Below are 16,879 nucleotides of genomic sequence, written 5' to 3'. Positions count from 1 at the left end.
TGGCATGGTGGTTAACAGATTGTTTTGATAAAGGAATAAAGTAATGAGTGTTTGGAGTTTAATTAACGAAGGTATAGCGTTATTCAAGAACAAAAAATTTGATAAAGCGATAGAGAAGCTGAATCAGGCTTTAGATGAAATTAAAGATAAAGATAGCCATATTCAGGTGCAAAATAAAATTCACTTTGGGCTTGGTCGCTGCTATTTAGAGCAGGCGATGAAAGCCAAAGACAAGGAGTCGGAACAGTTATTTGAGCATGCCGTTGAGCATTTCCAGCAATCGTTAGAATTTACCAAACAGCTGGAAGATAAGCAAAACAGCTTTCAAGAACAATACTATGCCCAACATTGGTTAGGCCACTGCTATTTAGAGCAGGCGATGAAAGCCAAAGGCAAGGAGTCGGAACAGTTATTTGAGCATGCCGTTGAGCATTTCCAGCAATCATTAGAATTTGCCAAACAGCTGGAAGATAAGCAAAACAGCATTCAAGAACAAAATAATGCCCAATTTTGGTTAGCCCGCTGCTATTTCGATCAGGCGATAAAAGCCGAAGGCAAGGAGTCGGAACAGTTATTTGAGCATGCCGTTGAACATTTCCAGCAATCGTTGGAATTTGCCAAACAGCTGGAAGACAAGCAAAACCGCCTTCAACAACAAATCAATGCCCAATCTTGGTTAGGTCACTGCTATTTAGAGCAGGCGAAGAAAGCCCAAGGCAAGGAGTTGGAACGGTTATTTGGACAGGCAGTTGAGCATTTCCAACAGCGATTGCGTCTTGCAGCACAGCTGGCAGACAAGCAAAACCGCCTTCAAGAACAAATCAAAGCACAATCTTGGTTAGGCCGCTGCTATTTAGAGCAGGCGAAGAAAGCCAAAGGCAAGGAATCGGAACAGTTGCTTGGAAATGCAGTTGAACACCACCAGCAACAATTGAGGCTTGCCGAGCAGCTGGAAGATAAACAAAACAGCCTTCAAGAACAAAACAATGCACAATCTTGGTTAGGCCGTTGTTATTTCGAACAAGCCATAATTCAAAAAAAATGGGAAAGATATTTTGAATGGAAAAAACAGAAAATACAGGGAGATTTATTTGAAACTAAAGAGGGAGATTTAATAAACGCCATCACTACCATTCTGGCAGTTTTAAATATCCCGCCTATGGAATTGGGGGCGATTCCCCTTGCTCATTACACTTCTCCTTCAGTATGCGAAAGATTATTCGGGATTGTCCGCGATAAAACTGATGATCAAACCGATGATAACGATCCTGTTGACAGTAGTAAGGTTAGTCCAATGAGAATCGGTAGCTCCACTTATATGAATGACCCGACTGAAGGAGAAGGACTGTTGGAGTTGCTGAATCTGCAGGATTTGGAATTGGAAAACAAGGCAGATTGCCCTGCCTATAATGCTTTCTTTACCTGTTTCTCCAGCCGCGTCAACGATTTGAACCAGTTCCGTCTGTATGGTAAAGAAAACGACGTGGAAGCATCGGGCTGCTGCTTGGTATTTAATAAAAACGGGGATTGGTTGAAAGAGCCTGATATTTCTGCTTCGTTCAGAAGTTTTAAAAATGAACATAATGAATATTTAAAAGAACCAGCGGAGGTAGGTGTAGTGAGTTCAGAAGATGAAAACCTGCCGCTTTATCAGGTAGCTTATATCGCTTATTACGATGAATATATTGCTAAGGAAAAATGCACAATATTACTGCCTAATGCAAGAAAACCAAAATTCGGCATTCGATTAAAGCCTGTTGGAAAAAATATAAAATGGCATAAGTTCCGTATTAAGGAGCTCAAAGCAGCGTTGTGGAAGTTAATGAACCTATCTAAGATCAAAAATGAAGACAAAAAAGCTTTGGAATATATCCGCTATCTGTTTAAAGATTTCGCTTTCCGCGACGAGGAAGAATTCCGCCTGCTGAAAATCGAACAAATCGGTTCGGATAACATCGAATATTGCCAAACCACAAAATCCGTCTATCTGCCTTATGCCGATATACGCGATATTGTGGATGAAGTGATTTTGGGGACGAATTACGAAAAGAGCGGAAAAGAGCGCAAGGCGGAAGTGTTTCAGCACTTGATGCGGAAGCATTATCCAAACGTTAAAGTTTCCCGCTCGTCGTTGCCGATTAATGCCAATCCGCCGATTAAGAAGGATTAGCCAGCCGTAGGTCGGATACTTGTATCCGACAAAAGCCGCTGCCATCTCAAATAGCCGTCGGATTCGAGAATCCGACCTACTGAAACTGGGCATCGGGTGTAGGGTGTGTGCGGTACGCACGCACGCGGTGCTTGCAACCCAAAACACACCCAAGGTCGTCTGAAAACTTGAAAATCAGGTTTTCAGACGACCTTTATTCTTCCCGCCGACAGGCATACAATCACGGGCGCGGTCCCCTTTATGGATTCAATACGGTTCAGGTACGCAGCTTTAAGGTCGTCTGAAAAGATAGGCAGGCTTGCCGCAAAACCAATAATATCCAAAATTTTCACCATTCTTAAACCATAAATAAAAATCATGAATTTCGATCTTGAAAACCTCTCTTCATTCTCAGGCTGGGAGCGTCTCGTTGAAACCGGCATGGCATTCGGTACCAACCTCGTTGCCGCGTTGGCGATTTTCTTTGTCGGCAGATGGATAGCCTCCCGTCTCGTCATCCTGATGAAAGCTGCGCTAACCCGTGCCAAAGTGGACAGAACGCTGGTGAGCTTTCTGGGTAATGTAGCTAATATCGGTCTGTTAATCCTGATCATCATTGCCGCACTGGGCAAGCTGGGCATTCCGACTACGTCGGTTACCGCCTTAATCGGCGGTGCGGGCTTGGCAGTGGCGTTGTCGCTGAAAGACCAACTGTCCAACTTTGCCGCCGGCGCGCTGATTATTCTGTTCCGCCCGTTTAAAGTCGGCGACTACATCAAGGTCAACGGCTTCGAAGGCTTTGTTAGCGAAATTAAAATGGTGCAGACCGCGCTGAGTACGCCCGACAATGAAGAAGTTATCCTGCCCAACAGTATTGTCATGAGCAACTGTATCGTGAATCGTTCTTCCATGTCGCTGTGCCGCGTGCAGGTGGTAGTCGGTGTGGATTACGCCTGTGATTTGAAAGCCGCCAAAGCCGCCGTCTTGAAAGCCGCCACCGAGCATCCTTTGTGCGTACAGACCCAAGGCAAAGAGGCAGTAACATATATTACCAACTTGGCCGACAGTGCCATCGAAATCACGCTTTGGGCGTGGACGAACGAAGCCGATTTGGGCGCGTTCCGCTTCGGGTTGAACGAGCAGGTAGTGGAAAACCTGCGTGCCGCCAATATCAATATTCCTTTCCCGCAGCGAGACGTGCATATCATCCAGCAGTAGTAGGTTGGATACTTGTATCCGACAAAAGCCGCTGCCATCTCAAATAGCCGTCGGATTCGAGAATCCGACCTACTGAAACTGGGCATCGGGTGTAGGGTGTGTGCGGTACGCACGCACGCGGTGCTTGCAACCCAAAACCCACCCAAAGTCGTCTGAAAACTTTCTAAACGTTTTCAGACAACCTTTTTTATATTCTTTCCGTTTCCTGTATTATTCATATTGATTTGAACACTCTTTCTTGAAAGGTATAAATAATGTCGCTCACTTTAAAATCTGTTCTGACCGCCGGTTTGCTCCTTCTTGGATTCCAAGCCGCTGCCCAAGATATTCCGCAAGCGTTTCAAGGCAAATGGGCCGGGCATTATGAAGGGAAGGTATCGCCCAAACATATAAGGGCTTTATGTGCCATGGGTTATGATGAAAACGCTGCTATGGATAATGTTGACGTGTCGGAAGATAGCGGCTTTTATATTAAAATAGGTAAAAAATCAATTGAATTAAATGGTTGGGAATGGGGCGCGAAATATACGAAACTGAATTATCGAATTTATTCACCCGATAAAATTGCAGGTACGGCACGCGTTCGGGAAGAGGAGCCGGAGCAAGGTACGCAGATTTATAACGATAATTTTGAGTTTTCGTTAAACCGAGGCGTGCTGACGCAAAGATTCCGTGACTCTTCGACTGACGGCTCAGGCAAAAAAGTTTGGCGGACGCGGATGATGATGCGTTGTAAATAATGTTGGGCAAACCGTAGCCGGTCGCAGGTTGGAGGCTTGTATCCGACAACAGCCGCTGCCATCTCAAATAGCCGTCGGATTCGAGAATCCGACCTACGGCAAAAAACGTAGCAAGAGAGAATAGCAACCCGTAGCGTGGGCTTTGCCCACGAATCAAACTCAAAATTTCAGACGACCTCTTTTACCCAACATTATCGTGGGCAAAGCCCACGCTACAATGTATACCGACTACTTACGAAATTGAATGATTACTTTGCCGAAAATGGTATCCAAACGGCTTGATTTGAGTTTTGGTATTTTTGCCTGACGGGGTGAAAAATACAGTTGCTACTGAAACTGGGCATCGGGTGTAGGGTGTGTGCGGTACGCACGCACGCGGTGTTTGAAACCCAAAATATACCCGAGGTCGTCTGAAAACTTGAAAATCAGGTTTTCAGACGACCTTTATTCTTCCCACCGACAGGCATACAATCAAAAGTGCAGTACCTTTCATTGATTCAATACAAGGAGACAGTTATGCGCGGCATAAAATCAGTTGCATTGTTGTGTACTTTGGCATTGGGTGCGCCGGCGTTTTCGGCGGGTTTGACCAAAACGCTGCCGGGCGATTTGACGACGGCTCAGGCACAGGCGGTGGTGCAGGCTTCGATGAAAAAGGCGCGTGAAATCAAGGTGCCGATGAATATTGCGGTCATGGACGCGGGCGGTAATTTGAAGGCGTTTACTCGTATGGACGATGCGTTTATCGGCAGCATTGATATTGCACAGAAAAAGGCGAAAACGGCGCGCTATTTCAATATGTCCACCCGCGAACTGGGCAAGGCTTCGCAGCCGGGCGGCGAGCTTTACGGTATTGAGGTGACCAATGATGGTTTGGTGATTTTTGCCGGCGGTGTGCTGCTGGTGGATAAAAACGGCGTTATCGTCGGCAGCGTCGGTGTGAGCGGCGGTTCGGTCGATGAAGACGAAAGCGTCGCGAAAGCAGGTGCGGCGGTATTGTCGGGCAGGTAAGCCGCAGCTTGAGGCAACCCGCCGCGTTTCTTTTCATTGATTTGCGTTGGGTTGTTGAAATGTGCAGAGGTCGTCTGAAAATGTGGGTCTAAACTCCCGCAGTCTTTTCAGACGACCTTTTTATAGTGGATTAAATTTAAATCAGGACAAGGCAACGAAGCCGCAGACAGTACAAATAGTACGGCAAGGCGAGGCAACGTCGTACTGGTTTAAATTTAATCTACTATACATTTGTTGGCATTTTACCGCTTTGAGCATGACGTTCGGGCATATGGGGTCGTCTGAAACCTGAAATGCTGTCTTTCCCAAGCACAATTTGCCGCAATGGGATATGATTATCCTTTTTCAGACGACCTATTCTTAAATATAGGTCGTCTGAAAAGTCGATTCCGTCGGGTGCGGCGGAGTCCTGAGAAGCCGTTAAGTCATACAAGAAAGTCAAGATGTCCGAAACAGCAGTCCAAGAAACCCAAGAAACGCCAAACAGTGTGCCTACGTCGTCTGAAACACAACCCACCCCGCCCAAGCGCAAGAGACGCTGGTTGCGGGGTCTGTTGCTGACGTTGGTTGTGCTGGTGTGCGCGCTGGCGGGCTTTATTGCTTGGCTGGTGGGGACGGAATCGGGTTTGCGTTTCGGTTTGTACAAGATTCCGTCGTGGTTTGGCGTGAAGATTGCTTCGGAAACGCTGGAAGGTACGCTGGTTAAGGGGTTTCACGGCGATAAGTGGATGGTTGAAACGGATGGGGCGGATGTGAAAATCAGCGCGTTTCGTTTTGATTGGAAGCCGTCCGAACTGTTTCAGCGCAGCCTGCACATTACTGAAATTGTGGCGGGCGATATTGCGGTCGTGCCGAAGCCGACGCCGCCGAAAGAGAAAAAGCCGTCCAAAGGGCTGCCTGAGAGCATTGATTTGCCTGTGTTGGTGTTCGTCGACCGTTTGGAAACGGGCAGACTCAGCGTGGGCAAAAATTTTGACAAGCAGACGGTCTATCTCGACCATCTGAATGCGGCATACCATTACGATCAGAAAGAACACCGCTTGGATTTGAAAGCCTTCGATACGCCGTGGAGCAATTCGACGGGTTCGGCGGTGGTCGGGCTGGAGAAGCCGTTTGCGCTCAATACGACGATTCAGACGAAGGGCGAGCTGGAAGGCGAGACGATAGAGGGTAAGGCGCGCCTGTGGGGCAGCTTGCAGGACGTGCAGACTGAAATTCTGCTGGACGGCGACGATGTGCATTTGTCGGCGAAATCGACGGTGCATCCGTTTGCAGCTTCGCTGGATAAGATGATCGGCGAGGTGCTGGTCAAGGGTTTCAACATCAATCCGACTGCGTTCCTGCCGTCGCTGCCTAAGGCAAACCTGACGTTTGACGCGACTGTCGTGCCTTCGTTTACGCACGGTATCGCGCTGGACGGCTCGCTCGACTTGGAAAACAAGGCGGCGGGTTTTGCCGATGCAAAATCCATTCCGGTGCGCAATATTCTGGCGGACTTCACGATTAACGACAACGGCGTGGTAACCGTCCAAGAGTCTGAAATCGGGCTGTTGGAGGAAGGTTCGTTCAATGTTGCCGGTACGGTCGATACGGTGAAAAACGCGCTTGCGCTCAAGATTAATGTGAACAACCTGGTTTCAGACGACCTCGTCCGCACCAATGTTGCCGGTCAGTGGAACGGATTTATCGGCGTCAAAGGCGAAACCGCCTCGCCCTCTGTGGACTGGAATCTTGAAAGCAGCAACGCGCAACTTTCCGGTCTGCTATCCTTTGTTACCGACAGACAACATGGTCAACGCACCCTCAAACTCGACCGCGTCCGCGTCGCGCCGCAAAACGGCGGCGAACTGACGGCGCAAGGTTCGCTCGAGCTTTTCAAAGACCGCCTGCTCAAGCTCGATGTTTCCAGCAAGGCGTTCAATCCTTCCCGCCTCGACTCAAAACTGCCCGCCGGCAGCGTCAACGGCACCATCAACCTCTCGGGCGAACTGGCGAAAGAAAAATTCGCCGGCAAAATGCAGTTTGCGCCGAGTACGTTAAACAACGTCCCCCTCAGCGGCAAAGCCGACGTCGTTTACGAATCCGGACATCTCCCGCGCGCGCTGACCGATCTGCGTTTGGGCAACAATATCGTTAAAACTAACGGCAGCTTCGGCAAAAAAGGCGACCGTCTCAATATCGACATCACCGCTCCCGACCTTTCCCGTTTCGGTTTCGGACTGGGCGGGCTGCTCAACATGCGCGGCTATATTTCAGGCGACCTCAAAGGCGGGCTGAAAACCTACGAAGCCGACCTTTCCGGCGAAGCGCGCGCACTGCGTGTCGGCGATGCCGTAAACATCCGTATGCTTGACTTCAAGCTCAAAGGCACGCCCGACATCAACCGTCCGCTTGCCGCCGACATCAAAGGCAGCCACATCGCCCTTTCCGGCGGCTCAACCGTCATCGATGCGGTCAACCTGTCGCTCAACGGCACGGGTGCGCAACACCGCATATACGGCAGCAGCAGCATGGCGTTGGACGGCAAACCTTACAAACTCGAAGTCAACGCGGCGGGCGGTCTGAACAAAGACTTCAATCAGTGGAAAGGCAGCGTGGACACGCTCGACATCGGCGGCGCGTTCAACCTCAAACTGCAAAACCGCATGAACCTCGAAGCAGGCGCGGAGCGTGTTTCCATGAGCGCGGCGCGCTGGAGCGCGATGGGCGGCAGCCTCAACCTGCAAAACTTCGTTTGGGACAAAAAAGCCGGCATCACCAGCAAAGGCAGCGCGCAAAGCCTGCACATCACCGAGCTGCAAAACTTCGTCAAAATCCCCGTCGAACACAACTTGGTACTCGGCGGCGATTGGGATTTGGCGTACAGTCAAAATGCCCGCGGCTACCTCAACATCAACCGCCAAAGCGGCGACATCATCCTGCCGAACAAAGACCCGAAAAAACAGATGCCTTTGGGCTTAAGCGCGCTCTCCCTGCGCACCCGTTTCCAAAACGGCCGCATCGACAGCACGCTTGACGGCAGCACCCGTTTCGGCAGCGTCAACGCCAATCTGGGCATCAGCCAGCAGTTCGGCAACAAAATCGCCAACGCGCCCATAAGCGGCAAAATCAACCTCAACGTCCCCGACTTGGGCGCAATCAAAACCTTCCTGCCCGCCACCGCGCAAGGCATTACAGGTCGTCTGAACGCAGCCGCCACCATAGGCGGGCGCGTCGGTTCGCCCACCATCGCAGCCACCTTGAACGGCACCAGCAACTACGGCACAGCCGAAGGTACGGTCAACATCGGACAAGGCGCCAGCATGGACACCGCGCCTTTGAGCGGCAAACTCAACCTCAACGTCGCCGACCTCGAAGTCTTCCGCAACTTCCTGCCCGTCGGACAAACCGTCAAAGGTCGTCTGAATGCCGCCGTCAGCCTTGGCGGACGCGTCGGCGAACCGCAGCTTTCCGGTACGCTCAACGGCGAAAACCTCTACTACCGCAACCAAACCCAAGGCCTCATCCTCGACAACGGCGTTTTACGTTCCCATTTGCAGGGACAGCGCTGGGTCATCGACAGCCTCAAGTTCCATAAAGGCGGTACGCTCGAGCTGAAAGGCTCGGTCAACCTTGCCAACGCCGATCCGGACGTTGACGTGGATGTCGTCTTCGACAAATACGACACCCTTTCCCGTCCGAACCGCCGCCTGCGCCTCTCCGGCAGCGCGAAAGTGCAATACAACCAGCAAAAAGGCGTGTTCCTCAACGGTACGTTAAACAGCGACTACGGTATGTTCGGTTCGCAAAAATCCTCCATGCCCTCGTTGGACGACGATGTCGTCGTGTTGGGCGAAGAGAAAAAACAAACCGCCGCCGTGACACCTATCAACCTTAACCTCACGCTCAACCTCAACGACAATATCCGTTTCGTCGGTTACGGCGCAGACATCACCATAGGCGGCAGGCTGAACATCACTTCCCGACCGGGTGAAACCGTCCAGGGCGTCGGTACGGTGAAAGTCGTCAAAGGCCGTTACAAAGCCTACGGTCAAGACCTCGACATCACCAAAGGTACGGTTTCTTTCGTCGGTCCGTTGAACAACCCCAACCTGAACATCCGCGCCGAACGCCGTCTTTCTCCCGTCGGTGCAGGCGTCGAAGTTCTCGGCAGCCTAAACAATCCGCGCGTGACCCTTGTTGCCAAAGAAGCGATGAGTGAAAAAGACAAGCTCTCTTGGCTCATCCTCAACCGCGCCAGCAGCGGCAGCGACGGCGACAATGCCGCACTTTCCGCAGCAGCAGGCGCGCTCCTTGCCGGACAAGTCAACGACAGGCTCGGACTGGTGGACGATTTGGGCATCACCAGCCAACGCAGCCGCAACGCCCAAACCGGCGAACTCAACCCCGCCGAACAAGTATTGACCGTCGGCAAACAGTTCACCAACAACCTTTATGCGGGCTACGAATACGGTCTTTCCAGTGCCGAACAGTCGGTCAAGCTCGTGTACCAGCTCACCCGCGCCATCCAAGCCGTTGCCCGCGTCGGCAGCCGTTCATACGGCGGCGAGTTGAAATACACCATCCGTTTCGACAGGCTCTTCCGTTCGGATTACGAAAACGACCGCAAAATCGAAGAAGCGGAAAAACAGAAAGCCGAGCAAACGCAATAACGCCGACGAAAAAGAAAAGGTCGTCTGAAAACCACACTTTAGGGTTTTCAGACGACCTTTTTCATGCGCGGCAATCTCGTTCCTTTTTCTTGAGGACAGACAGGCAGGTCGGTCATATCCGTTCCGCAGGGGCGCTGTCGGACAGGTTTTCAGACGACCCCATAGCCCCCGTCCCGCCCTAAAATCCTGTTAGAATACCGTTTCATTTCATTCATAATAATCAAACCATTCCAATTTAAAGCTGCGCCCAATACGATGAAACTCCCGCCGCTCAAACCCCTCATCATCACCTCGCTGCCCGTCTTCGCCAGCGTCTTTATCGCCGCGACCCTTGTCTGGCGGTTTGGTACGCCCAAGCTCGCCATGCCTTTCGTACTCGGCATCATCGCGGGCGGCCTCGTCGATTTGGACAACCGCCTGACAGGTCGTCTGAAAAACATCATCATCACCGTCGCCCTGTTTACCATTTCATCGCTCGTCGCCCAAAGCACGCTCGGCACCGGCCTGCCCTTCATCCTCGCCATGACCCTGATGACGTTCGGCTTTACCATTTTGGGCGCGGTCGGGCTGAAATACCGCACTTTCGCGTTCGGCGCGCTCGCCGTCGCCACCTACACCACGCTCACCTACACCCCCGAAAACTTCTGGCTGACCAATCCCGTCATGATTCTGCTCGGGACCGTGTTATACAGCACCTGCACACTCGTTTTCCAAATCATCCTCCCGCACCGCCCCGTTCAAGAAAGCGTCGCCAACGCCTACGAAGCGCTCGGCGGCTATTTTGACGCCAAAGCCGACTTTTTCGATCCCGACGAAGCCGCTTGGCTCGGCAACCGCCAAATCGACCTCGCCATGAGCAACACTGGCGTCATCACTGCCTTCAACCAATGCCGCGCCGCCCTGTTTTACCGTCTGCGCGGCAAACACCGCCACCCGCGCACCGCCAAAATGCTGCGCTACTACTTTACCGCCCAAGACATACACGAACGCGTCAGCTCCGCCCACGCCGACTATACCGAGCTGACCGACACCCTCAAAAACACCGATCTCATCTTCCGCATCCGCCGCCTGCTCGAAATGCAGGGGCAGGCATGCCGCAACGTTGCCGCCGCCCTGAGGAACGGCAAAGACTACACATACAGCAAACGCCTCGGACGCGCGATGGAAGGCTGCCGCCAATCCCTTTCGCACTACACCGACGACCACCCCGAAAGCCGCAACATCCACCACATCCGCCGCCTGCTCGACAACCTCGGCAGCGTCGACCACCAACTGCGCCAACTCCAACACAGCGATTCCCCCGCCGAAAACGACAACAGCAGCGACACCCGCATCGCCGCCCTCGAAAACAGCAGCCTGAAAAACGTCTGGCAGACCGTCCGCAGCCAGCTCAACTTCGAGTCGGGCGTGTTCCGTCACGCTACGCGCCTCTCCATCCTCGTTGCCGCCTCCTGCATCATCGTCGAAATCCTCCATCTCAACCTCGGCTACTGGATACTCCTGACCGCAGTCTTCGTCTGCCAACCCAACTACACCGCCACCAAAAGCCGCGTGTACCAACGCATCGCCGGCACCATACTCGGCGTCATCGTCGGCTCCCTCGTGCCTTATTTCACCCCATCCGTCGAAACCAAACTCTGGATCGTCATCGCCAGCACCACCCTGTTTTTCATGACCCGAAGCTACAAATACAGCTTCTCCACCTTCTTCATCACCATCCAAGCCCTCACCAGCTTCTCCCTCGCCGGGCTGGACGTCTATGCCGCCATGCCCGTCCGCATCATCGACACCATCGTTGGCTCCGTCCTCGCGTGGGCAGCCGTCACCTACCTCTGGCCGGATTGGCGTTACCTCACCCTCGAAAAAACCGCCGCCCAAGCCGTCGGCGGCAACGGTGCCTACCTCAGAAAAATTCTCGACCAGCTCCAATACGGCATCGCCGACGACGTCGAATACCGCACCGTCCGCCGCCAAGCCCACGAACGCACCGCCACCCTCAGCAGCACCCTCTCCGACATGAGCAGCGAACCCAAAAAATACGGCAACAACCTGCAAAGCGGCTTCACCCTCCTCAAAACCAGCTACGCCCTAACCGGCTACATCTCCGCACTCGGCGCATACCGAAGCGAAATGGACGGCGCGTGCAGCCCCGACTTCGTCCGCAAGTTCTACCAAAGCGGCTACCGCATCGCCGACCTGCTCGAACGCCTTCCGCAAACCGGCGAACAAGATTTTCAGACGACCCTGTCACAAATCCAAACCGATTTGGAAGCCCTGCAAACAGAAGCCGGCGACGCACGCCAAAGCCACATCCTCCACCGGCAGCTCACCCTCATCGCCAAACAGCTCGACCCCTGCTACCGCAGCCTGCACGACATTGAAGCCATCCCGCAAGCCGCGTGATATTAATCAGCAGACAAACGAAAGGTCGTCTAAAAACCCGAAACAAGGTTTTTCAGACGACCTTTCCTTCATTTGCACCCGCAAACCATTGCCACCTGTCAAATCCCCCCGAAAAAGCGTACAATTCCACGTTTATTTTTGAATTCATTATATTTTCAGACGACCTCCGTCAGAGAAAAGGGGTCGTCTGAAACCATTAGGCACGTTGAAACACATGACCCACATGATTTACCCCAAAACCTACGACGTCATCGTCGTCGGCGGCGGACACGCAGGCACGGAAGCCGCGCTTGCCGCCGCACGCATGGGCGCGCAGACGCTTTTGCTCACACACAACATCGAAACGCTCGGACAAATGTCGTGCAACCCGTCCATCGGCGGCATCGGCAAAGGACATTTAGTACGCGAACTCGACGCGCTCGGCGGCGCGATGGCGTTGGCAACCGACAAATCCGGCATCCAGTTCCGCCGCCTGAACGCCAGCAAAGGCGCGGCAGTGCGTGCCACGCGCGCGCAGGCGGACCGTATTTTATACAAGGCCGCCATCCGCGAAATGCTGGAAAACCAAGAAAACCTCGACCTCTTCCAGCAGTCGGTTGACGACGTAACGCTCGACGGCGACCGCATCAGCGGCGTAATCACCGCGATGGGCGTGGAATTTAAAGCCCGCGCCGTCGTGCTGACCGCAGGCACGTTTTTGTCCGGCAAAATCCACATCGGTTTGGAAAACTACGAAGGCGGCCGCGCCGGCGATCCCGCCGCCAAATCGCTGGGCGGACGTTTGCGCGAGTTGAACCTGCCGCAAGGTCGTCTGAAAACCGGCACGCCGCCGCGCATCGACGGCCGCACGATTGATTTCTCCCAGCTCACCGAACAGCCCGGCGACACGCCTGTGCCCGTTTTCTCCGTGCGCGGCAACGCCGAAATGCACCCGCGCCAAGTGTCCTGCTGGATTACGCATACCAACCTGCAAACCCACGACATCATCCGCTCAGGCTTCGACCGCAGCCCCATGTTCACCGGCAAAATCGAAGGCGTCGGTCCGCGCTACTGCCCGTCCATCGAAGACAAAATCAACCGCTTCGCCGACAAAGACAGCCACCAGATTTTCCTTGAACCCGAAGGCCTGACCACCAACGAATACTACCCCAACGGCATCTCCACCAGCCTGCCGTTCGACATCCAAATCGCCCTCGTGCGCAGCATGAAAGGCCTTGAAAACGCCCATATCCTGCGCCCCGGCTACGCCATCGAATACGACTACTTCGATCCGCGCAACCTCAAAGCCAGCCTCGAAACCAAAACCATCCAAGGCCTCTTCTTCGCCGGACAAATCAACGGCACCACCGGCTACGAAGAAGCCGCCGCACAAGGCCTGCTCGCAGGAGCAAACGCCGTGCAATACGTCCGCGAACAAGACCCGCTCCTGCTGCGCCGCGAACAAGCCTATCTCGGCGTATTGGTCGACGACCTCATCACCAAAGGCGTGAACGAACCCTACCGCATGTTCACCAGCCGCGCCGAATACCGCCTGCAACTCAGAGAAGACAACGCCGACATGCGCCTGACCGAAGACGGCCACAAAATCGGCTTGGTGGGTGAAGAGCAATGGCGCATGTTCAACGAAAAACGCGAAGCCATCGAACGCGAAATCCAACGTTTGAAAACAACGTGGTACACGCCGCAAAAACTCGCCGAAGACGAACAAATCCGCGTGTTCGGACAAAAACTCAGCCGCGAAGCCAACCTGCACGACCTCCTGCGCCGCCCGAACCTCGACTACGCCGCACTGATGACGCTCGAAGGCGCAAGGTCGTCTGAAAATCTCTCCGCCGAAGTTATCGAACAAGTCGAAATCCAAGTCAAATACCAAGGCTATATCGACCGCCAAAACGAGGAAATCGACAGCCGCCGCGATTTGGAAACGTTGAGGCTACCTGAAAACATCGATTACAGCAAAGTCAAAGGCCTGTCCGCCGAAGTGCAGCAAAAGCTCAACCAGCACAAACCCGAAACCGTCGGACAAGCAAGCCGAATTTCCGGCGTCACGCCTGCGGCAGTGGCATTGCTGATGGTGCATTTGAAGCGCGGGTTTAAAGGGGCGAAGTAAGGTTTACCCGAAGATAGGAAAAGGTCGTCTGAAACCGAAAATTAGGTTTCAGACGACCTTTTTAATACCGATACATATTTATGTAGATTAAAATAGAAAGCACCCTTGCCGTCATGATCATAATAATTCAAGTGCCGTAGGTCGGATTCTCGAATCCGACATCTTAGACGGCTGGGTCGGATACAAGAATCCGACCTACGTTACTAGCGGTAGAAGCGGCAGTGAAAAATAGGGTGGTGGCAAGAAATGTTGTGATAAATGTAGATAACGTATGAAAGCCAATTGACCTATGATCAAAATTGTTGGGATTAAAAATTTAATTGATTCAAAAGAAAGTCTTTTAGACTATGGCTTTCTTTATACATTAAAAGATGATGATGTAGAAACCCAAGAAGGATTACTCAAGTGTACTTTTTTATTACCAGAAACTGAAAGTGATGAGCTTTTTATAGAAAATAATAAAGATTACCAAAACTGGCTTGAAGCTCCAATGTTCATTGACATAATTGATATTTATACAGAAAACCATTCTGATGCTACGACATGTTCCTTAATTAATGCAGTTTTACATTATTGGAATCATGATGATTTTTTAGATTAATTGTTTAATTATCAAAATACAACCATAAGTCGGATTCGAGAATTTAACATCTTAGACGGCTGTGTCGGATACAAGTATCCGACCTACGGCTTGCTACGGCGGTTTATTTCTTTTGAAAGAATAACGATACAAAACAGGAGGAAAGAAAAATGGAATCCATAGAATTGCAAGATATCCCCAACGAGGTATTTTTAGAGGATATCGAAGATCTCACGCAGGCATTTCCACTTGAATTTCCTCATTTATTCCAGCAAATCAAAGATTACTTAGGCATAGAAGAGGAAAATATCTATATTACCGACTTTGTAGAAGATGAAAATCAAGAAGACTGTTTCTACGGTTATTTCTTTGATGCGTTAAATAGAAAAATCTACCACTATGCCTTTGAAGGGGAGAAAACCGTATTTCAGGAAGCTGATACAGCTGCCTTAACGATGCGGGATACTTTCAGCATCAAAGTGCTGCATCTTCTGTTGTAAACGGGTAAACAGAAAAATTTCCACGGGCTGATTTTCAAATTATTTTGTAGGTCGAATTAGCCCATAACCCCAAACCCAACTTTCCAACCCATGAAAAAAATAAAAATCTTACTTACTTTCTTTGTTGCAACCCTGCTTATTTTAGGCATTTTGTCCCAACTGTCCGTATGGTACGACAACCGTACTGCCGAGCCGGCAAAGCGTCTGTTGCAGGGTGAAATACCGCGCGGCGACAGTGAAGGAACGGATGCACTGTGGTTGATGCCTTACGATATTCCCGATGCCGCGGAACGCCGTCAAATCATGGCAAAACTGGGCAATAAAGTGCCGGAGGACGACCAGCTGCCCGAAAGCCTCCGCCAGCGCAAACTGATTACGAAGGATGAAGAAGGGCAAAGCCTCGACTGTATATCTAGAAACAATGATGGAGCGATCGTTGCAGACTGCCTGCAAAACGTGCGTGCCCACGCCGATGCCTACCGTGCTGTTGTGGCGAAATATGCCAAACTTTTTGACAATGCCGACCGCGTGTCGCAATACAGCAATTTGGATGTGCGCGCTCTAAATATTTCGGATGCCTTTCCAACATACCACTATCTTGTTTACCAAACTACGCCTGCCGCCGTGGACTGGCTGGACGGCAAACCCGAAGCCGCATTTGCCCGAATCTGCCGCAACATTCGCACCGGCAAAACCTTACAGCAATCGCGTGGCGGACTCCTTCCTGCAATGATTGGCACCACTATTATCCAGAACAATACAAGACTCGCCGCCGCAATGCTCGCCGAACAGCCGCAATGGGCAGGCAAACTGCCTGAAAACTGTGCCGACGCGTTCGCACCGACTGGCGACAACGCAGAAAACTACTGCCGTATCATGCAGTTCGAGTATCACTATATGGATAACTTCATCGCCAATCTTCCGACCCAACTGAGCCAAGAAATGCCCGCATGGATCGTGCCTGTGTTGTTCTCGCCTGAGCACTCGCGAACACTTGCCAGCAAACAGTTTGCTTTTGGCTGCGAGCCTCCGGCACAGCAGGCCTTCGCGCAAGATCTGCCTGTATGGGCGCCGCAGGATGCCCAAATGCCGCAAACTTTCTGGCAGCAGTACGGCAGCCTTGCCTGTCTGCGTAATGCGCTGGGTTGCCAGTTTATTAACGGAGATTACGGCGGCGACGTTGATCCCTATGCCCGCCGCCTGCAAGACACGCAAATGCAGCAGCATGCTTTTCAGGCTGCACTTGCCTTATACAGACTGCCCAAAAACCAACGTGCCACCGAGCTGCCCAATATCCTTGCCCGCCATGGCAGCCCGTCCCGTGAGCTGCACTACGACCCCGAAGCAAAAGCCATCGTGTTTACCCCGTATCAACACCATGTACGGTTTATATTGAATGTTCCGCTGGCATTGCCGCCAGGGCAGCATAGTGAAATGACGGATAAACTGCCGAAGTCGCAGCAGTAATGAAAGTCCGTGTCCACGTTGAGATAGTGTGACAGTAAACAAAAGGTCG

Annotated in this window: 10 protein-coding genes; all 10 read left to right on the top strand. The window is 52.0% G+C overall.

From position 1 onward, the window contains the following. Positions 1–43: 43 nt before the first annotated feature. The 10 genes from DBZ16_RS10315 to DBZ16_RS10260 all read left to right on the top strand — a co-directional run bounded on the left by DBZ16_RS10315 (position 44) and on the right by DBZ16_RS10260 (position 16,830). Positions 44–2,170, top strand: a complete 2,127-nt coding sequence (locus DBZ16_RS10315) for a hypothetical protein (RefSeq protein WP_107813935.1) — start codon at positions 44–46, stop codon at positions 2,168–2,170. 357 nt (positions 2,171–2,527) lie between these two features. Then, a complete protein-coding gene (locus DBZ16_RS10310) occupies positions 2,528–3,367 on the top strand; it encodes a mechanosensitive ion channel family protein (RefSeq protein ID WP_107813934.1) in 840 nt (279 codons plus the stop codon). A gap of 254 nt (positions 3,368–3,621) precedes the next feature. Beyond that, positions 3,622–4,107, top strand: a complete 486-nt coding sequence (locus DBZ16_RS10305; RefSeq protein WP_107813933.1) for a hypothetical protein — start codon at positions 3,622–3,624, stop codon at positions 4,105–4,107. 516 nt (positions 4,108–4,623) lie between these two features. Continuing rightward, positions 4,624–5,118: a GlcG/HbpS family heme-binding protein gene (locus DBZ16_RS10295; protein WP_107813932.1), complete on the top strand. Its 495-nt coding sequence runs from the start codon at positions 4,624–4,626 to the stop codon at positions 5,116–5,118. Positions 5,119–5,561: 443 nt separating this feature from the next. After that, positions 5,562–9,770: a translocation/assembly module TamB domain-containing protein gene (locus tag DBZ16_RS10285; RefSeq protein ID WP_107813930.1), complete on the top strand. Its 4,209-nt coding sequence runs from the start codon at positions 5,562–5,564 to the stop codon at positions 9,768–9,770. 255 nt (positions 9,771–10,025) lie between these two features. Further along, positions 10,026–12,173, top strand: coding sequence for a YccS family putative transporter (yccS, locus tag DBZ16_RS10280; RefSeq protein ID WP_107813929.1), 2,148 nt, complete (start codon positions 10,026–10,028; stop codon positions 12,171–12,173). A gap of 214 nt (positions 12,174–12,387) precedes the next feature. Continuing rightward, a complete protein-coding gene (gene mnmG / locus DBZ16_RS10275) occupies positions 12,388–14,283 on the top strand; it encodes a tRNA uridine-5-carboxymethylaminomethyl(34) synthesis enzyme MnmG (protein ID WP_107813928.1) in 1,896 nt (631 codons plus the stop codon). Between the two features lie 289 nt (positions 14,284–14,572). Continuing rightward, positions 14,573–14,884 (top strand): hypothetical protein, encoded by a 312-nt coding sequence (locus DBZ16_RS10270; RefSeq protein ID WP_107813927.1) that lies wholly within the window; start codon positions 14,573–14,575, stop codon positions 14,882–14,884. Positions 14,885–15,033: 149 nt separating this feature from the next. After that, positions 15,034–15,363, top strand: coding sequence for a hypothetical protein (locus DBZ16_RS10265; RefSeq protein ID WP_107813926.1), 330 nt, complete (start codon positions 15,034–15,036; stop codon positions 15,361–15,363). A gap of 90 nt (positions 15,364–15,453) precedes the next feature. Next, positions 15,454–16,830 carry a hypothetical protein gene (locus tag DBZ16_RS10260; protein ID WP_107813925.1) on the top strand — a complete coding sequence of 459 codons (1,377 nt, stop codon included), beginning with the start codon at positions 15,454–15,456 and terminating at the stop codon, positions 16,828–16,830. Positions 16,831–16,879 lie beyond the last annotated feature (49 nt).

The organism is Neisseria sicca, assembly GCF_003044565.1.
GTDB classification, from domain to species: Bacteria; Pseudomonadota; Gammaproteobacteria; order Burkholderiales; family Neisseriaceae; genus Neisseria; species Neisseria sicca_A.
The sequence above is the reverse complement of the archived record's forward strand: the minus strand, read 5'-3'. Positions and strand labels throughout refer to the sequence as shown.